Origin of the sequence: Peribacillus huizhouensis, from assembly GCF_014138605.1 — a bacterium.
GTDB lineage: Bacteria > Bacillota > Bacilli > Bacillales > DSM-1321 > Peribacillus > Peribacillus huizhouensis.
The window spans coordinates 488,493-508,013 of record NZ_JACJHX010000001.1 but is presented as its reverse complement, the minus strand read 5'-3'; the positions used below and the strand labels follow the sequence as shown (position 1 = coordinate 508,013).

Annotated in this window: 20 protein-coding genes; 14 read left to right on the top strand and 6 right to left on the bottom strand. The window is 37.3% G+C overall.

All coding sequences use genetic code 11. From position 1 onward, the window contains the following. Positions 1-70 precede the first annotated feature (70 nt). The 3 genes from HNP81_RS02355 to HNP81_RS02345 form a co-directional block, all read right to left on the bottom strand. Positions 71-271: a DUF3813 domain-containing protein gene (locus HNP81_RS02355; RefSeq protein WP_028393165.1), complete on the bottom strand. Its 201-nt coding sequence runs from the start codon at positions 269-271 to the stop codon at positions 71-73. After that, entirely contained in the window at positions 271-423 is a 153-nt protein-coding gene (locus tag HNP81_RS02350) for a hypothetical protein (RefSeq protein WP_180320065.1), read from the bottom strand. Before HNP81_RS02350 ends, HNP81_RS02355 begins: the two co-directional genes overlap by 1 nt. Positions 424-565: 142 nt before the next feature. Continuing rightward, complete coding sequence (locus HNP81_RS02345; RefSeq protein ID WP_028393164.1) at positions 566-1,381, bottom strand: Cof-type HAD-IIB family hydrolase; 816 nt, start codon at positions 1,379-1,381, stop codon at positions 566-568. Positions 1,382-1,591: 210 nt separating this feature from the next. On the opposite strand from HNP81_RS02345, the gene HNP81_RS02340 reads away from it, so the two are divergent. After that, a complete protein-coding gene (locus HNP81_RS02340) occupies positions 1,592-1,900 on the top strand; it encodes a metal-sulfur cluster assembly factor (protein ID WP_028393163.1) in 309 nt (102 codons plus the stop codon). Positions 1,901-2,016: 116 nt separating this feature from the next. On the opposite strand, the gene HNP81_RS02335 is transcribed toward HNP81_RS02340, so the two are convergent. Continuing rightward, on the bottom strand, positions 2,017-2,313 hold the full coding sequence (locus tag HNP81_RS02335; RefSeq protein WP_182501429.1) for a hypothetical protein: 297 nt from the start codon (positions 2,311-2,313) through the stop codon (positions 2,017-2,019). 428 nt (positions 2,314-2,741) lie between these two features. Here HNP81_RS02335 and argC point away from each other — a divergent pair, with 428 nt between their 5' ends. The 9 genes from argC (at position 2,742) to clpB (ending at position 15,433) form a co-directional block, all read left to right on the top strand. After that, positions 2,742-3,770, top strand: coding sequence for an N-acetyl-gamma-glutamyl-phosphate reductase (argC, locus tag HNP81_RS02330; protein WP_182501428.1), 1,029 nt, complete (start codon positions 2,742-2,744; stop codon positions 3,768-3,770). Positions 3,771-3,787: 17 nt separating this feature from the next. After that, positions 3,788-5,020, top strand: a complete 1,233-nt coding sequence (gene argJ, locus HNP81_RS02325) for a bifunctional ornithine acetyltransferase/N-acetylglutamate synthase (RefSeq protein WP_028393160.1) — start codon at positions 3,788-3,790, stop codon at positions 5,018-5,020. A gap of 12 nt (positions 5,021-5,032) precedes the next feature. Then, complete coding sequence (argB, locus tag HNP81_RS02320; protein WP_182501427.1) at positions 5,033-5,806, top strand: acetylglutamate kinase; 774 nt, start codon at positions 5,033-5,035, stop codon at positions 5,804-5,806. Next, positions 5,803-6,957 (top strand): acetylornithine transaminase, encoded by a 1,155-nt coding sequence (gene argD, locus HNP81_RS02315; protein WP_182501426.1) that lies wholly within the window; start codon positions 5,803-5,805, stop codon positions 6,955-6,957. The genes argB and argD overlap by 4 nt, the downstream gene beginning before the upstream one ends. 79 nt (positions 6,958-7,036) lie before the next feature. Continuing rightward, entirely contained in the window at positions 7,037-8,119 is a 1,083-nt protein-coding gene (locus HNP81_RS02310) for a carbamoyl phosphate synthase small subunit (protein WP_182501425.1), read from the top strand. After that, entirely contained in the window at positions 8,112-11,231 is a 3,120-nt protein-coding gene (gene carB, locus HNP81_RS02305) for a carbamoyl-phosphate synthase (glutamine-hydrolyzing) large subunit (protein WP_182501424.1), read from the top strand. Before HNP81_RS02310 ends, carB begins: the two co-directional genes overlap by 8 nt. After that, a complete protein-coding gene (argF, locus tag HNP81_RS02300; RefSeq protein ID WP_182501423.1) occupies positions 11,228-12,181 on the top strand; it encodes an ornithine carbamoyltransferase in 954 nt (317 codons plus the stop codon). Before carB ends, argF begins: the two co-directional genes overlap by 4 nt. A gap of 91 nt (positions 12,182-12,272) precedes the next feature. Then, entirely contained in the window at positions 12,273-12,452 is a 180-nt protein-coding gene (locus HNP81_RS02295; protein WP_028393154.1) for a YjzC family protein, read from the top strand. A 386-nt stretch (positions 12,453-12,838) separates the two neighbouring features. Continuing rightward, positions 12,839-15,433, top strand: coding sequence for an ATP-dependent chaperone ClpB (gene clpB, locus HNP81_RS02290; RefSeq protein WP_182501422.1), 2,595 nt, complete (start codon positions 12,839-12,841; stop codon positions 15,431-15,433). Positions 15,434-15,528: 95 nt separating this feature from the next. On the opposite strand, the gene HNP81_RS02285 is transcribed toward clpB, so the two are convergent. After that, entirely contained in the window at positions 15,529-15,717 is a 189-nt protein-coding gene (locus HNP81_RS02285; RefSeq protein ID WP_182501421.1) for a YjzD family protein, read from the bottom strand. Positions 15,718-16,071: 354 nt separating this feature from the next. Between HNP81_RS02285 and HNP81_RS02280 the strand changes: the two genes are divergently transcribed. From HNP81_RS02280 to HNP81_RS02270, 3 genes are all read left to right on the top strand, one after another. Next, complete coding sequence (locus HNP81_RS02280) at positions 16,072-16,794, top strand: alpha/beta hydrolase family protein (RefSeq protein ID WP_028393151.1); 723 nt, start codon at positions 16,072-16,074, stop codon at positions 16,792-16,794. Positions 16,795-16,886: 92 nt separating this feature from the next. Beyond that, complete coding sequence (locus HNP81_RS02275) at positions 16,887-17,660, top strand: hypothetical protein (protein WP_182501420.1); 774 nt, start codon at positions 16,887-16,889, stop codon at positions 17,658-17,660. Between the two features lie 244 nt (positions 17,661-17,904). Then, on the top strand, positions 17,905-18,093 hold the full coding sequence (locus tag HNP81_RS02270) for a ComZ family protein (RefSeq protein WP_028393149.1): 189 nt from the start codon (positions 17,905-17,907) through the stop codon (positions 18,091-18,093). A gap of 38 nt (positions 18,094-18,131) precedes the next feature. On the opposite strand, the gene HNP81_RS02265 is transcribed toward HNP81_RS02270, so the two are convergent. Continuing rightward, positions 18,132-18,368 (bottom strand): hypothetical protein, encoded by a 237-nt coding sequence (locus HNP81_RS02265; RefSeq protein WP_182501419.1) that lies wholly within the window; start codon positions 18,366-18,368, stop codon positions 18,132-18,134. Positions 18,369-18,577: 209 nt separating this feature from the next. Here HNP81_RS02265 and HNP81_RS02260 point away from each other — a divergent pair, with 209 nt between their 5' ends. Then, entirely contained in the window at positions 18,578-19,516 is a 939-nt protein-coding gene (locus HNP81_RS02260) for a beta-ketoacyl-ACP synthase III (protein WP_182501418.1), read from the top strand. Positions 19,517-19,521 lie beyond the last annotated feature (5 nt).

Sequence of the window (19,521 nt, the reverse complement as noted above, 5' to 3'; positions counted from 1 at the left end):
TTCAATTAGCGTGTTAAAATGAACAATGTATAGAGTATGGTGTCAGACTCTAAAGACTTCGTTTAAACTTCTAGTGAGTTGGCGCTTGTCCAATTTTAGTTTCTAGCTTATTCTGTAACTCCCTTAACTGAACTTGTTCCGCCTCAGTTGAATTGGCATAGGCAGATGAGAGTGCATTTTTGGCGATCTCCATTGTTTCCTCTTGGTTTTGATCACTATTTACTGCCTCTTCAACAAATTTACGAGCTTGCTGAAATAGTTTGTTTGCCATTATAATCCACCATAGCTTTGTTCAGACATAAGTTGAGTTCTTTTTTCTTCAGCTTCAGCGTACGTAGAATGATAAGGTATTCGTTCAGCATGCTGCGAGACTGTATTCTTCCCTTGCTGTACAAAACGTTTGGATTTACTGCTTTTACCCATTCCTAATCGCCTCCGTATTCTAAAGCTTCCTGAGATTGTGCTAAAGAAGTGTGCAATCTTTTTCATCAACCTCATTAATAGTTTGGCTACTAAAGCAAGAATTAAAAGAGGGAAAAAATAGAAAGTTTAGGACATGATATCCTTATAATTTCAGGTTGAACCTCTCCTCAAGGAAAACAGCAATTCCATCTTCTTCATTCGTTAGTGTTGTTGCATTGGCAAGTGTTTTCAAATCATTAATGGCATTGCCCATCGCCACGCCTGTCCCAGCATACTCAATCATTTCGATATCATTATCTTCATCACCAAAAGCAATGATGCGATTCTTTGGTATATCTAAATATTTGGAGACACGGTCAAGACCAACCGCCTTATTCAAACCGGTTCGGACAATTTCGATAACATGGAATGGATCAGCCCAGCGGCGATGGTCAATTACTTCAGCGTGGACATCGGACAAATGTTTTCTGATCATATCTACATATTGTTGTTCAGTATGGATTAACATACTTGTAGGTGGCACAGACAGAAAATTACGCAAATCACCAGTAGTAATATTCGTACTACCCATTTGTAAAATATCAATTAGTTTTTCGTCATGATAATGAAAGAATACATCATCGCGTACTTCGGCAATAATGTTATGATACGTAAAATTTTGTACAGCTTCTACAATCTCTTTTGCAACTTCTATATCGAGAGGTGAATGAAAGGCCCCAAAAGCGCTGTTCTTAGGATGATGAACGAATGCACCGTTAAAATTTACAATTGGAGTCTGTAAATCAAGCTCGCGATAATAGGGTTCACTGGAACGATACGGTCTGCCTGTTGCAATCATAACCTCATGACCGTCATCTTTTAATTTTGCTAATGTTCTTTTTGTCCGATTGGTGATGTTTTTTTCATTTGTAAGTAATGTACCATCAAGGTCTAAGACAATCAGATGTTTTTCAGTCATTTAGTCACCTTCAATTTCTAATTTTTTATTGGATATACTATTCATATTACCCTTATTTGTAAGCAATGTTAAATGTTTTTAATTTTCTTTCAATTTGGTGAGGTAAGAGTAATCATTTTGAAAACTTTTGCTAAGAAAGTAATTGCTTAATTAATAAGCAGAAATTTGATATGATGTAGTTATCGAAGTAGATGAAGGAGTGAATATTGGATGGACCAAGATTTAAAAGATAATATAATGGGTGCATTAGAACAAGTTATTGATCCAGAACTTGGAGTTGACATAGTTAATTTAGGTCTCGTGTACGATGTTGATATGGACGAAAATGGGTTAGCAATCGTTACGATGACGCTAACCTCTATGGGATGCCCGCTCGCTGGAACGATCGTGGATAATGTGAAATATGTCCTTGAAGACATTCCGGAAGTGAAGGACTCGGATGTAAACATAGTTTGGAATCCACCTTGGTCAAGAGACCGTATGTCAAGATATGCAAAAATTGCATTAGGTATAAAATAAACTTATGAAAAGAGGGTGTCTCAAATGGAAGGTCAAACCCACAGCTGCTATAAATTGTTGATACATAACGATTTATAGTGTGAGAGGTTACCTTTTGAGACACCCTCTTATATTTATCATTCTGGAGAATTTTGTTCAGCCTTCTTTTGCCGCCAATAAGCTAATGTGTTTTTTAAAGATGCATATCCGCCAATAGCCGCATTTCCATAAAAAAACCCCATAAATATTCCTGCCATTAAATCATGACGATGACTAATTAAAACTGAAAACAATAAACCTATTATCACAGCGATCGTTGGAACATACTGTTTCGGGATATGAAAAAAGATCTTGATTAGTTGAGTTAGAATGATGACAACGGGTACTGCAATAACACCATCCCAAAAATTTGTATGAATTGTTGGAAAATCCATTTATGTTCACCCGCTCTCTTATTAATAGTTGGATTTCAGATTCAATAGGCTGTAATATCCCTACTTAAATTTAAAAAAACAGGTAAAACAGCGCGAACCCTTTTATCGTCAGTAGAACTGGATAACCATCAATCGAGTTGAAAACTCCCAGTTTGGGAGTTTTATTTTATTATTTGGATGAAATATGAAATTTAATCATCCGAATGAATAAAGGACGATAGTTAAAAGTCGTCAGAATAACTGATAGCATAATTCGTGAGATTCTCCCTTTGTAAAAAAAATAGGAATTATATAATGAAAATGCGGATGTTTAACAATAGTTTAAAAAATTCTATCTTTTTATAAAAATACATTTGATTTTATTTTTATTCAGTCATATAATACTATTATTATAGAATCGTAGGGAAGAATACAATGGAGATGATAACTTGAACGTTTCAATAGTTGGTGCTACAGGCTATGGTGGATTAGAACTTATACGTCTTTTGAAAAATCATCCAAACATGAAAATTGCCTCTTTGCATACATCGTCTAAGTTTGATAGGAAAATAAGTGATGAACATACACATTTATTGCATGAAGATTTTGTATTAGAAGATATTAATCCTGAAAAAATCGCCGATACATCGGATATCGTTTTTCTCGCAACACCATCAGGCGTTTCAGCAGAACTTGTATCTGATTTTTCTAAATTGAATGTTAAGGTTATTGATTTATCTGGTGACTTGCGCTTGAAAACACCAGGTGAATATGAAAAGTGGTATAAAAAAACGGCTGCACCGCAGAAAGTCATTGATTCAGCTGTATACGGCCTTTCAGAGTGGAATGCAAACCAAATTAAGGAAGCAAACATAATCGCAAATCCAGGCTGTTATCCAACTGCGGTACTGCTTGGTCTTGCACCATTATTCTCAGAAGGGTTAGCTAAAGATGTGATTATTGATGCTAAATCAGGGGTATCTGGAGCAGGCAAGTCTCCATCAGAAATGACCCATTTTAGCGATATGAATGAAAATTTTAAAATATATAAAGTCCATGAGCATCAGCATATCCCGGAAATTGAACAACAACTTTCTACGTGGCAACAAAACATGCAGCCCATTACTTTTACAACTCATCTTGTCCCAATGACGAGAGGAATTATGGCGACTATGTATGTCCAGGTTAATAAACGCTTTTCTACACAAGAGCTTTATGATTTATATCAAACGATTTACGAATCCCATCCTTTTGTAAGAATTCAAAGGGTAGGGCAGTTCCCAGTCACGAAACAAGTATATGGTTCAAATTTCTGTGATATCGGGATGGCGTATGATGAAAGAACAGGAAAAGTAACAATTGTCTCGGTTATCGATAACCTTGTTAAAGGGGCAGCCGGGCAAGCAATTCAAAATGCAAATATTATGATGGGCTTGGATGAAACAGCAGGTTTATCCACAATTCCCATTTATCCATAACTATTCGGAGGTAAGTCATGAAAACACTACAGCGTGTTGCATCTATAAAGAAAATTGATCAAGGAAATATCGTTACACCACAGGGGTTTAAAACAGCAGGTGTTCACGCTGGATTACGCTATTCGAAGAAAGATCTTGGGATCATCTTATCGGATATTCCAGCTTCAGTCGCAGCTGTTTACACACAAAGTTTAATCCAAGCAGCTCCCCTTGATGTGACGAAGGATAGCATTCAAATGGAAGGGAAGTTACAAGGCATCATCGTTAATAGTGCTTGCGCCAATGCTTGCACAGGCAAACAAGGACTAAAAGACGCCTATGAAATGAGAGATCTTGCTGCTTCAAAATTCGATTTAGCGCCACATTATCTTGCAGTTGCTTCAACAGGTGTTATTGGCGAATATATGAAAATGGAAAAAATTAAACGTGGGATCGAATTGTTAGAGCCATCACCTGCGGACAAAGATGCTATTGACTTTGAACAAGCCATCTTAACAACAGATACCGTAACGAAGAATTGTGCGTACTCAGCAGAAATTGATGGAGTAACGGTCACGATGGGTGGAGCAGCTAAAGGATCGGGCATGATTCATCCGAATATGGCTACAATGCTTGGATTTATTACGACAGATGCAGCTATTGAATCGAGCGATTTACAGTTTGCTCTTTCAACTATAACGGATCAGACGTTTAACCAAATTACTGTTGATGGTGATACTTCAACAAATGATATGGTACTTGTATTAGCTAATGGCAAAGCTGGCAATCAATCTTTATCACCAACACACCCTGAATGGGATACTTTCATTCAATTACTGAAACTAACGAGTGAAAGCTTAGCTAAACAAATTGCCAAAGATGGTGAAGGGGCAACGAAATTAATTGAATGCAATGTTTCCGGAATGGAGACTAAACAAGCTGCACAAATAATTGCAAAAACAATCATTGGTTCTAATTTAGTAAAAACAGCGGCTTATGGAGCGGATGCGAACTGGGGAAGAATTATTGCGGCAATGGGACGCAGCGGGATTGACTTTAACCCGCAACAAGTCACGATTGCTTTCGGAGATATTGTTGTATTAGAAGACGGTGAGCCGGTAGATTTTTCGGAAGAAATGGCTAAAGCTTATTTGGAACAAGACTTACTCGTGATAAATGTTACGCTTAAAGAAGGTTCTGAAAGCGGAACAGCATGGGGCTGCGACTTAACCTATGATTATGTGAAAATCAATGCGAGCTATCGATCATAAGGAGTGTGCAGAATGAAAACCTTAGTTATTAAATGCGGCGGCAGCATTATTGATGAACTGTCAGATTCTTTTTTTGAAAGTATAAAAGAACTGCAAAACCGTGGCTGGCAAATGGTCTTTGTTCATGGCGGTGGTCCAGATATTAACGCCATGCTTGAGCAAAGTAAGATCACACCAGTCTTTGAAAATGGGTTACGTAAGACTACAGCTGAGGTATTGGAAATTGTTGAACTGATGCTTTCAGGTAAATCAAACAGAAGTCTAGTGCATAAACTTGAATCCCATGATATTAAAGCAATTGGTTTAAATGGATCTGATGGCAAGATGTTGATAGGAGCCTACATTAATGAATTGGCTTTAGGAGCCGTTGGCGAGATTAAGAAAGTGGATACAGACTTATTAGAAATGATACTACAAAAAGGGATATGTCCTGTATTAACTCCAATTTCAATAACGGAATCAGGTCAGAAGTTGAACGTGAATGCTGATATGGCAGCAGGTGCAGTGGCGAAAGCGCTTGGTGCGCAAATGTGTTTGTTTGTTACCGATGTGAAGGGTGTTTTAAAAGAAGGCAGCTTACTCTCACAGCTTACAGCAACGGAAGCTAATGAAATGATTAAAGAAGGTGCCATTTATGGCGGCATGATTCCTAAGGTTACCACTGCGCTTTCCGTTTTAGAAAAAAGTATACCAGAAGTGATGATTGTAAGTGGAAAGACTTGTTTCTATGAAAATAACGATTTTATTGGAACGAAATTTGTTACACAGGAAGGGGTATATATATGAGTTCATTATTTCCAACCTATGATAGTTGGCAGATTGAACCAGATGTGGCAAAGGGATCTTGGTTAACGAGTAAGGATGGTACGAAATATCTGGATTATACATCTGGAATCGGCGTGTTGAATCTTGGGCATTGTAATGAAACAGTAAAAACAGCCGTAGAAAAACAGTTAGCTACATTTTGGCATACATCAAATATGTTCGAAAACTCAAAGCAGGAAAAAACAGCTTCATTAATCACTAATGCATCTGGTCTCGGTCATGTTTTCTTTTGTAACAGTGGTGCGGAAGCAAATGAAGCTGCAATAAAGCTAGCAAGGAAAGCAACTGGGAAAAATAAAATTATTACTTGCACTCAATCGTTCCATGGACGTACATTTGCAACGATGGCAGCAACAGGACAGGAAAAGGTCAAAGTTGGTTTTGGAAAAATGCTTGAAGAGTTTGCTTATATCCCATTCAATGATGTAGCTGCATTGGTAAACAGTGTAGATGCAAACACAGCTGCAATCATGATTGAAATTGTCCAAGGAGAAGGCGGGATTCATAAAATAGAACAGGAATTCCTGGATGCAATAAAAACAGCAAGTGAAAAATTCGGAATCTTAGTAATTATTGATGAAATCCAAACTGGAATTGGCCGTACTGGTAAGCCATTTGCTTTTCAACACTATCAAATTGAGCCAGATATTATTACAATCGCTAAAGGATTAGGAAATGGCCTTCCAATCGGTGCAATGGTAGGAAAGAAAGAGCTTGCTAAGCATTTTGGACCAGGTAGCCATGGATCAACATTTGGCGGAAATCCAGTTAGTATTGCAGCAGCAGAAGCGACACTTCAAGTAGTGTTCGAAGACGATTTTCTTTTAGAGGTAATTGAGAAAGGTAACTATCTTATCAATCAAATACATGAAAATTTGAAGGATATTGAAATTGTGAAAGAGATACGCGGGATGGGGCTAATGATTGGAATTGAATTAGTAAATGCTGGTCAACCGATTTTACTAGAACTCCAAAAGCAAGGAATTCTTGTCCTGACAGCCGGTCCAAATGTAATTAGATTACTACCACCATTAACGACAAATAAAACTGAGTTGGATTTATGTATAGAAAAAATTACCAAAGTTATAGCAAGCAAACAGCCAGTCTCATAATGACTGTATTTTTACTTACTTAAATGAATAAAAATACTTCATTTTATATAAAAATGCAGTCCTGCATAGGAGTGATATTATGAAAAACTATTTACATTTATCAAATGGTCAATCATTTGAAGGCAAATTACTAACAAAAGAGATGAATGATACCGTTCAAGGAGAAATTGTCTTTTTCACAGGGATGACAGGCTATCAAGAAGTGCTGACAGACCCTTCATATAAAAATCAAATTGTCGTATTTACGTATCCGCTAATTGGAAATTATGGGATTAATAATGAAGACTTTGAAAGCAGAAAACCTCATGTAGCTGGTGTAATTGTCTATCAAGGAGATATGAGTTATTCACACTTTCAAGCTCGCCATTCTTTAAAAGATTATTTGGATAAGTGGAATATTCCATTGCTTAGTCAGATCGATACGAGAGCGGTCGTTAAGACCATTCGAACGTCAGGTTCTATGGAAGCAGCGATTACTCCAGATCCATCATATAAAGTGGTAACGGACTATTATGAAAATACCCAAATCGTTTCAGAAGTTTCATCTAAGGAAATTACGAGTTATGGAAACGGAACAAAGCATATCGTCCTTTTTGATTTTGGCTACAAAAAATCAATTTTGGATAGTTTACTCAGTCAAAATTGTCAAGTAACGATCGTGCCTTACGATACGGACCTGCAAACGATTCAAAACCTAAATCCGGATGGTGTTGTTCTGTCTAATGGGCCGGGTGATCCGAAGCAGCTAAATCATTTATTTCTGAATTTCAAAAACATTCTTACACAATATCCGGCGATGGGCATATGCCTTGGCCACCAACTTGTAGCTCTTGCATTTGGCGGTGATACGAAGAAAATGCTTTTTGGTCATCGTGGGGCGAATCAGCCGATTGTTGATTTGAAAACAAAACGGGTGTATATGAGTTCACAAAATCATAGCTATGAAGTGTCAGAGGGGAGCTTATCAAACACAGGGTTACAAGTACGATTCCGCAATGTGAATGATGGGACAGTTGAAGGCTTGGTTCATGCAGAGTTACCAATTATTACGACACAGTATCATCCGGAAGCAAATCCAGGACCTGTCGAGAGCGTAGAACATTTTACTGATTTTTTACAAATGATAAATGACTATAGTGGGAGAGAAAAAGCATATGCCTAAGAATCATTCCATCCAAACCATCTTAGTAATTGGCTCAGGACCGATTATTATCGGGCAAGCAGCAGAATTTGATTATGCCGGTACGCAAGCATGTTTAGCGCTTAAAGAAGAGGGTTATAGAGTTATTTTAGTAAATAACAACCCTGCTACCATTATGACTGATGATATGAATGCAGACGCAGTATATTTTGAACCATTAACTTGTGATGTACTTGAAAAAATCATCGCAAAAGAAAAACCTGATGGATTGCTTGCTACATTAGGCGGACAGACTGGATTAAACCTTGCGTATCAACTTCATGAGGCAGGAATTTTGGAAAAGTATGGCGTTACATTGCTCGGAACTCCAATTGACTCCATTAAAAAAGGAGAGGACAGGGAGCTTTTTCGCCAATTAATGTTTGAAATCAACGAACCAGTTCCTGAAAGTATGATTGTTCATACCTTTGATGAGGCGGTTGCTTTTGCTGAAAAAATTGGGTTTCCGATCATTGTTCGGCCTGCGTATACACTAGGTGGTACTGGTGGCGGTATTGCAGAAGATATGGACGTATTCAAGGATCTTGTACGAGGCGGATTACAAGAAAGCCCGATTACACAATGTCTGATCGAGCGAAGCATTGCTGGTTTTAAGGAAATTGAATATGAGGTCATGCGAGATAGCAATCAAACCTGTATTACGATTTGTAATATGGAAAATATCGATCCTGTTGGCATTCATACAGGTGATTCCATTGTTGTGGCTCCATCTCAGACACTTTCCGATGAAGAATATCAAATGCTACGCTCGGCTTCAATTAAAATTATTTCAGCATTAGGGATTATCGGTGGCTGTAATATTCAATTTGCTCTTGATCCGAATAGTAAAAGCTACTATTTAATTGAGGTAAATCCTCGGGTAAGCCGTTCTTCAGCACTTGCGTCAAAAGCAACAGGATATCCAATTGCTCGTATTGCAGCCAAATTGGCTGTAGGCTATCATTTGTCAGAACTAATCAATCCTGTTACAAAGAGTACGTATGCAAGCTTTGAGCCGGCACTTGATTATGTAGCGGTGAAATTTCCGAGATGGCCATTTGATAAATTTCCAACAGCAACCCGCAAGCTAGGAACGCAAATGAAAGCAACCGGTGAAGTAATGGCCTTACATCGAAGTTTTGAAGGTGCTCTTCAAAAAGCGGTTGACTCACTAGAGCTTAAGACATTAGGGATTCAATTAAATTCATTAAAAGACAAATCGATTTCAGAATTATGGGATATGCTTTATGCCCAAACAGATGAACGAATTTTTGTGATTTTAGAATTACTTCGCAACAATGTTACAATAGAAGCCATTCATGAAGCGACTAAGATGGACTATTTTTTCTTAGCAAGTTTCTCATCGATTATAGAACTGGAAAAGAGTCTTGCAGCTAAAAAACTTGATCATGTAACGAAGGAAGAGTTCATGTTCCTAAAGGAAAAAGGTTTTTCTGATCGTTATTTAGCATCTGTTTGGGACACATCAGAACTTAATGTGAGAAAACAGCGAATCTTGTTAGGGGTTACAGCTGCATATAAAACGGTTGATACATGTGCAGCCGAATTCGAATCGCATACAAATTATTATTACTCGACATATTTTGGAGAAAATGAGCAGGAAAAGTCAAATAAACAAAAAGTATTGATTATCGGGAGTGGGCCGATTCGGATTGGTCAAGGAATTGAATTTGATTATTGTTCTGTCCATAGTGTTTATGCCCTTCAACAAGAAGATGTAGAAACCATCATGATTAACAATAATCCTGAAACAGTAAGCACAGATTTTGCTACGGCTGATCGACTTTATTTTGAACCATTGACGCTTGAATATGTTTTGAATGTAATTGAGGCTGAAGGGATTCAAGATGTAATCGTTCAATTTGGTGGTCAAACGGCAATTAATCTTGCAAAAGGACTTGAGGAGTATGGTATTAATTTATTAGGAACATCTTTTGATATTGTTGACCAATTAGAAGATCGTGATCGATTTTATACATTATTGCAAAAGCTTGATATTCCTCACGTTCCTGGTGAAATGGCAAATAACGCCCAAGAATTACTGAAGCAAGCAGAACAAATAGGCTTTCCTGTTTTATTACGACCTTCCTATGTAATTGGCGGTCAAGGAATGGAGATCATTCAAGATCTTCAAAGTTTAAATAACCGTTTGAACAATGGCTCAACTCTTGTTTACCCTGTCCTCATTGATTCTTATATTGCTGGTCAAGAAGCAGAGATTGATTTAATTGCGGATGGAAGTAATGTCTATATTCCTTTAGTTGCAGAACATATTGAAAAGGCCGGCGTCCATTCCGGAGACAGCCTCGCTATTTTTCCAAGTACTACTATTTCAACAGAACTGAAAGAAAAAATGGTTGAATATGCGAAGAAAATTGTAGTAGAGCTTGGCTATAAAGGACTAATGAATATTCAATTCGTTATCCAAGGTCATAAAGTTTATGTGCTTGAAGTAAATCCTCGTGCAAGTCGAACAATCCCTTTAATTAGTAAAATTAGCGGTGTTCCACTTGTACAAGTAGCGACAAAAATATTGCTTGGGAAATATTCTTTGTCGAATTTACTAGGAAAAACGGGTCTAGAAGATGATTTTTCGTTTTCGGCAATTAAATACCCAGTATTTTCAACATTTGCTCTAAGTGGACTCGATTCGAAAGTCGGACCAGAAATGAAATCGACTGGTGAAGGGATTGCTATTGCGGAAACAGTCAATGAAGCACTAGCGAAAGTTTATCATGGCCAACGAGACTTGAATAAAAACGGTTTATTCATTTCCTCAACAATCCATCTTAGTAAGAAAATGTTAAATCGTGTGATGGATGCAGGTTTGGTAATTGCGGATGGTCATTTCGAATCATGGCTTAAAGAAGGTAAGGGAGCGGCAGTATTATCGTATGGAAAATCTGCGGAAGATCAGCAATTACGATTATTAGCAGCAAAATACCGTATACTCGCTTTTTCTGAAGAAGAAACTTTCCTTGCATACTTACAATCGCTGACTGAAAAAGAGATAAAAATCGCATCATTACAACATTGGCTTCACTTAAATAAAAAAGGAGTGACACATGCATGAGTACAATAATCAAGAAAGGGAAAATCATTCAGCAAAAGGATTTTCTTACATTAGCTAACGTGTCTCCCGATTCAATACTTGAACTGCTTAACTTAGCTAGTACTATTAAGGAAAAATGGGCAGCGGGTGATGAATACTATCCTTTAAAAGGAAAAACATTAGGGATGATTTTTGAAAAATCATCGACAAGGACAAGAGTATCATTTGAAGTTGGTATGCTACAACTTGGTGGTCATGGTTTATTTTTAAGCAGTAATGATATTCAAATAGGTCGTGGGGAGACAGTTTCGGATACAGCAAAAGTCTTATCCCAATTTGTTGATGGAATTATGATACGAACATTCGGTCATGAAAAGATTGAAGAGTTGGCAAATGCTGCAACCATTCCGGTTATTAATGGTTTAACGGATATGTTCCATCCTTGTCAGGCTTTAGCAGATTTATTAACAATTCAAGAAGTAAAAGGAAAGCTTGCAGGCCTGAAGATGGCGTATATCGGCGATGGAAATAATGTCGTACATTCTTTAATGATAGCCTGTGCAAAAACTGGAATTGATTTTTCCATAGCTTGTCCACCTGGATACGAGCCGAATAAAGAGATTATTGAATACGCGAAAAAAGAGGCTAAGCAACAAGGGTCTGAAATTGTAGTGACACATTCTCCAATTGAAGCAATTGAAGGTGCTGATATTGTTTATGCAGATGTTTGGACATCTATGGGGCAAGAAGCTGAAAATGCTGTGCGACTAGAAGCATTTAAAAAGTATCAAATAAATGCAGAGTTAGTTAAACATGCAAAAGAGGACTATATTTTTATGCATTGCCTACCTGCTCACCGTGAGGAAGAAGTGACAGCTGAAATCATTGATGGACCAAATTCTGTAGTTTTTCATCAAGCAGGTAATCGACTACATGCGCAAAAAGCGATTTTGGTCGATTTACTTCAATAATTTGCGAACCATTTTCTAAAAATAACCATAGATGGTCACACACTTTTTTGGAAACACTACTAGAGCAATCAGAAAAAGGAGTGTGATGATCATGGGTCAAAATCATCAATTTAAATTTGGCCAAAAAGCGCCGAATAACGGGGTTTATATTGAAGAAGGTGAAACAGGCAGCTCAGTAATTAATCCAAAAAAAGTGAAATTGAGAGCAGGAGACGCGTTTCCTGAAAACTCGAATCATAATCGGGTTTGGACGTATCAGCGTAAGCCTTAATCAAATCAAGTATAATTGGGTCGGAACTCATACTAAGACATATAGTAAATGCATGTTTTAAACAAGCATTTACTGTAATCGTAGTGGAGAGTCTGGCCCTTTACTTTTATCCCGTATTAACAGGCAGTAAAACTCCCACCGATTGAAGTTTCACTATATATTCATATAATAAGTTTTTTCAAAAAGACTGGTCCTCATGTACTGTATACGCGAAAAATTAGAGACTTTCGCTCCTCTAACTTCTAGGCTCTTTTTTTCCTCTTCTTTTGAACACGCCCTATAAGGGTTCTTCCTTTACTTTATTGAGTTTTATTTTATAATAAAATTAAAGGTCAAATAAGGTCAAATTTAAAAATGTCATCTAGCTTAATGTTGGAGGGATTCTTATGGATATGGAAAAAATGACAGAGAAGTTGCAGCAGGCCTTTATAACAAGTCAAGATTATGCTTTTTCCCGAAATAATCAGGAATTGAATGAGCTACATGTTTTATTAGCTCTTTTTAATCAAGATGAAAGCATGTTAATGAGAATTCTTTCAGAGAGTGGTCAACCGATCAATCCATATAAAGCATCGCTTTTAGATGAGCTAAACAAATTACCGCAAGTTACAGGGAATACTGAAGAAAAAGGAGTCTATCTAGCGCCATCGCTACTGAAGACTTTAGAAGTGGCAGAGTCTGAAAAGGACCGTTTTTCTGATGAATATTTGTCTGTCGAGCATATCATACTGGCAATTCTTAAAGAGAATAGCCATTCTACTAAGAGGCTATTTTCACCATTTAATGTAAATTATCAGATTGCATTACACATCATCAAGGAGATTAGGGGGAATCAAAGAGTGACTAGCCAAAATCCTGAAAGCACTTATGAAGTATTAAAGAAATATGGCAGGGATCTCGTGGCAGAAGTAAGATCGGGGAAAGTCGATCCTATCATTGGACGAGATTCAGAAATTCGAAATGTCATTCGTATACTTTCAAGAAAAACAAAAAATAACCCAGTACTTATTGGAGAACCGGGTGTTGGGAAAACTGCGATTGTCGAAGGTCTTGCACAAAGAATAGTTCGGAAAGACGTACCAGAAGGATTGAAAGACAAAACAGTATTCTCGCTCGATATGAGTGCACTGGTTGCTGGAGCAAAATTCCGTGGTGAATTTGAGGAACGCTTAAAAGCAGTTCTTCACGAAGTCAAAAAGAGTGATGGGAAAATCCTGCTATTTATTGATGAAATCCATACAATTGTTGGTGCAGGTAGAACTGATGGCGCACTTGATGCCGGGAATATGCTAAAACCGATGCTCGCTCGAGGAGAATTGCATTGTATCGGTGCAACGACACTAGATGAATACAGGAATTATATTGAAAAAGACCCCGCACTTGAAAGAAGGTTCCAACAGGTTCTTGTTTCGGAACCAGATGTTGAGGATACGATATCAATTCTTAGGGGATTGAAAGAACGGTTTGAAATCCACCATGGTGTTAGGATTCATGATCGTGCCATTGTAGCAGCATCTATCCTTTCTAATCGCTATATTACTGACCGATTTTTACCTGATAAGGCGATTGATCTAGTAGATGAAGCCTGTGCCATGATTCGGACTGAAATTGATTCAATGCCGACTGAGCTAGATGAGATTACCCGAAAAGTCATGCAACTTGAAATTGAAGAAGCGGCACTACGAAATGAAAGTGATGAACCTAGCAAAAACAGATTAGCCATTTTACAAAAAGAATTATCCGAACAACGTGATCAGGCAAACGCAATGAAGGCACAATGGCAAATGGAGAAATCATCCTTACAGCAGGTGTCTGAGCATCGTGAACAATTGGAAAAACTTCGCCGTGATTTAGAACAAGCGGAAAATGAATATGACTTAAATAGAGCTGCCGAATTGCGCCATGGCTTAATTCCACAAAAGGAGAAAGAATTGGCATCACTTGTTGCCAATCTAGAAGAAGATAAACATGACAACCGTTTATTGCGTGAAGAAGTAACCGAAGAGGAAATTGCCTCAATCGTTGCACGATGGACAGGTATTCCTGTTACGAAATTAGTGGAGGGGGAAAGAGAAAAACTGCTACGACTACCGAACATTCTGAGTGAGCGAGTGATTGGGCAGGAAGATGCAATCGAACTTGTTTCAGATGCAGTTATCAGAGCAAGAGCTGGCATAAAAGATCCCAATCGACCAATTGGTTCTTTTATCTTTTTAGGTCCAACAGGCGTAGGAAAAACGGAGTTGGTAAAGGCGCTAGCAGAAACTTTGTTTGATAGTGAAAACCAGATGATCCGAATCGATATGTCTGAGTATATGGAAAAACATTCAGTTTCCCGATTAATCGGGGCACCTCCAGGCTATGTGGGATTTGAAGAAGGGGGACAGCTCACCGAAGCAATTCGCCGTAAGCCATATTCTGTCATTTTGCTTGATGAAATTGAAAAAGCGCATCCAGACGTTTTTAATATCCTTTTACAAATGCTTGATGATGGCAGAATTACAGATTCACAAGGCAGAACGATTGATTGTAAGAACACAGTCATCATTATGACATCAAATATCGGCTCGCATTATTTATTACAGTCTGATAATCGTCAAGGTACAATAGAAGAAACGGTGAAAGAACAAGTGATGAATGAGCTGCGTAGCCATTTCCGGCCTGAATTCTTAAATCGTGTCGATGATATTATTTTATTTAAGCCCTTATCGAAATCTGATATTGGAAAAATTGTTGATAAAATGGTCTTTCAACTTCAGGAACGCATTGAGGATCAGCATTTAACGCTCAAGATCACAGATGAAGCCAAGGAATTCATTGCCGATCAAGGGTATGATCCTGTATATGGAGCACGACCACTTAAACGATTTATCCAAAAACAAATTGAAACAAAGCTTGCAAGAGAGATTATTGCAGGTAACGTATCAAACGAACAGCAAATTGTATTTGATTATGACGGGGAGAAGATTTTGCTTGTATAAAGTGGAACTTCAAAAATTAACAAGCACTAAAACTTTGGGGGAATTTGAAAAGAGGCTGACAATTGTCAGCCTCTTTTACGTGCTTCATGTTTAAATTAGTGGCTTGTCTTTTCAACTGAATCATTAGGAAGGATAGCAGGTACAATCAAAATCAAAATAGTGCTTACTATTCCTAAAATAGATGCAGTTGTAAAATTGTATGCAACACCAATCATGGAACCGGCAACATATGTTAGCATATGCATTAATATGAATGCCCAGAAAAAAGTCATAAAGTAACGCACGGATACTCACCTCATTCTATTACATTATTTTAATCTTACCATATTTATGATTTCGATAAAATGGGTATTTTGTTTTTTTGTTTGCACTTGATCATTAAACTAAATTATGTGTCTAGTAAATATAATCAAGAAGCAAGTGTTTTTTGGATTAAATAAAGAATTGACTGATATTATCGATAAAGGCATAGTTAAACCATTCGGATCTTACTGCCCGTTATGCGTTGGATAAAAATATTTTTCATCAAGAATTATATGACACAATAAGATTTACACGGTATCATAGGTATAACACACTTCCAATTGAAGGGAAAAGCCATAATATATAACAAGAATTAATTTAAAGGAGTAATATAAATGGACCAACGTACTTTTCAAATGGACGGACAGTGGAGTATTGTTTATTATCCATTTAGACCAAGTGGGTTTTCCATTCTTCTTATTGGTGACAGTGGTCACTTCGTTTGTGAAGGGGATAGTTATTGGCTTCAACACCCGAGCAGACGTGGTATTCTGAATCATTTAAAAGATTCTGGCTACACACTCTTTTCCTCACATCTATATGGAGCAAATTGGGGGAGCAAGAAGGCAGTTGAATTAGCGGAAAAACTTTATTTCATGATGATGAAAAGTGAAATCCTAAATGATAAGATCCATATACTAGCAGAAGGGGCAGGTAGTTTAGTAGCATTAAAGCTTCTTGAGTTAATGGATGACAAAATTCGTTCTGTCGTTTTAATTGATCCTTGGTTATCGATAAAGTCACCATTACTGAAAGAAAGGGAAAATAAGCTGTACTTTAAAAAGTGGCTTCGAGAGGTAGCATTCGCCTATGACAGAAGCGTAAACGAGATTGAAGAATATATTGAATCTATGCCAGATCATCCAATTCCATCACATACACCTCTGAAAATTATTCGAGTTTTGGGTAACAATGATACAGCTCAGACAAACCATTATAAACAACTCAATGAACAAAAAAGAAAAAATCTAGAGATGATTTATTTACTTCCTGAAAAAAGATATAAAATACCTTATCAAATACAACAGTTTTTTAAGAAAAATGAAGATACAATTTGAATTTAGAACCATTTACAATAGATTAGGCATACGATACAGCGTGTAAAGGGAAGGTTCTAGTCATAACCTAGTCCTAGATTAGGGGGGACATGATGGATCAAACGATAATTATAGGCATGTATCAATTTGTCGGTTTTCATTTAACAAAACATCTGTTAGAACTTGGTCATGATGTGATAGGTATAGATTGGGAATTAAATGACGAGAAAGAGCTCGAAATCGGTAGAAACGCAAATTTTACTTTCGTGAAGCCTAGCAGTTTATCGGGCATAAATGTATCAAATGAGACGACGATTTATATTTCTTTGTATGATTTTAACAAACGACAAGTAGGTTTATCAATGGAAGCGACAGAAGAAATTCTTCTTGCTTTTCAAAATTGGGGGATGATCCCGAACGAAAAACAACCAACGGTAGTTCTCCTCTATCCATTGGGAGCAGAAAAGGAGAAGATCCATACTATCGTTGAACAATCCGATTGGATGAAGGTAATTTATTTACCAACGATTTATGGACCAGGTCAGCAAGAAGAATCAGTGTTTGAGGTAAGTATTCAGAAAAAAAGTCGTTTGGAAATTGAAAAAGCGTTAGAACGTGAATACAAAAAGGATGCCATCTTCATTGATGATTTATTAGCAAGTTTTCCTGAAATTACAATCTTGAACGAAAAAAAGATTACTGTAAGAAGTAAACTAAAAAATCAATGGTCACAATGTGCTAAGCTACTATTTCACCCTGAACTGCTTGAAGAACGTAAAGCAAATGCGGAAGTTGTTTCAGCACATCAAACCTATGTGTTTGAAATAGACAATAATACTACACCAGAAGAAGGCATTGCATTACAGATACTGCATCATAATCGTTGACTCGTGATTAAATTTTGACTAAATCATAAATAGAATAGGTAAATTCCTTTTCATTTCTCTTATGTATGGGTATTATAATCAATATGAATATCTAATACATGAAGTAAGAATGCAAGCTACCCTTTGAAAAAACTCTCTTTATACAATTTTGCCATAATGATTGTTAGTTAGTTTGTCAGTCGTGATAATTGGTGAAAGGTACGAGGACAGTCAAGGGTCTTGTGTTTTTTGAGGAGGATTAGTCATGCAGAATGATAAAACAATGGAATTTATGGCAATTGCGATGAAATACTTCCCAGAAGCTAAAGCGAAGCTTGAAGAATCGGGTGTAGAACTGTCTATGGAAATGGCGATGCCTTTTCTTGATATTTTCAAAAATGTCATGAATGAAGCATATGAACTCGGAAAAAAAGATGCAGCAAATCAGCAATAATAAAACAGGGTGGAATTTTTGTATTCCACCCTGTTTTATTATTTATCTTTATTTTTGAAAAAATGAGCGATAAGCGGATTGAATTTTTGAAGGGAAGGCTTAGATTTCTCATAGAGCGATATTAAAGTATCCACGTTTTCCATCAATTGAATGTAATCCATATTAGTAGTAGCTTCATCCGCAGTAGATTCTTTTTCAGTTTCAGGTTCTTTTCTCTTTGAAAACATCATCTTTGAGAAAAAATCTGTATCACGGTACTGATTACGATCCGTCATGTTTGAATTCCTCCTTTCATCATCAATGTTATTGTATGGGGATGGTTGGCTCACTGCTTAGGCTCTTGTCCAAAACTTTTTCTAATCTTAATCTTGTACTCTTTTTATTCATTCTCTTGCAACATGAGCATCTTTATTATAAAATTAGCACCAGGTAATAATAATTGATGATAATAACAATGCATTAATAATAGATAGGGGATGGCAGAATGAATGCAGGGATAATCGGAATTGGACGCTATTTGCCCGATAGAGTGTTAACGAATGTAGATTTGGAAAAAATGGTAGAAACGTCAGATGAATGGATTAAGACTAGGACAGGGATTGAGGAAAGAAGAATCGCTGCTGATGATATGGATACATCAGATATGGCATATGAAGCAGCTTTACAAGCAATCAAAGATGCGGAAATAGACGCTAAAGATATTGATTTGATTTTAGTTGCAACTGTTACGCCAGATCGACCGTTCCCTACTGTAGCATGTATGTTACAAGATAAGCTTGGCGCATCGAATGCTGCTGCAATGGATATCAGTGCGGCTTGTGCTGGATTCATGTATGGTATGGTAACTGGTGAGCAATTCGTTAAAACAGGAACATATAAACATGTGTTAGTTGTCGGTGTTGAAAAGTTATCTAAAATTACTGACTGGGAAGATCGCAATACGGCCGTTTTATTTGGTGATGGCGCAGGTGCAGCAGTAATTGGTCAAGTGTCTGACAATCGAGGTATTCTTTCATTCGAACTCGGTGCAAATGGAGCAGGCGGAGATCATTTGTATCAAGATACTGGCAGTACTATTATCATGAATGGTCGTGAAGTATTTAAGTTCGCGGTTCGTCAAATGGGAGAATCATGTATAACAGTTCTTGATAAAGCTGGATTATCAAAAGAAGAGGTAGATTTCCTAATCCCTCATCAAGCAAATATTCGAATTATGGAAGCGGCTAGAGAAAGACTTGGTCTGCCAATTGAGAAAATGTCTACTACAATTAGAAAATATGGAAATACTTCCTCCGCCTCAATTCCAGTTGCGCTGTTTGAGGAACTTGAAGCTGGAAAAATCAAAGACGGCGATCTAGTTGTCATGGTCGGCTTTGGCGGCGGATTAACTTGGGGGGCCATAGCTATGCGCTGGGGAAAATAATATAG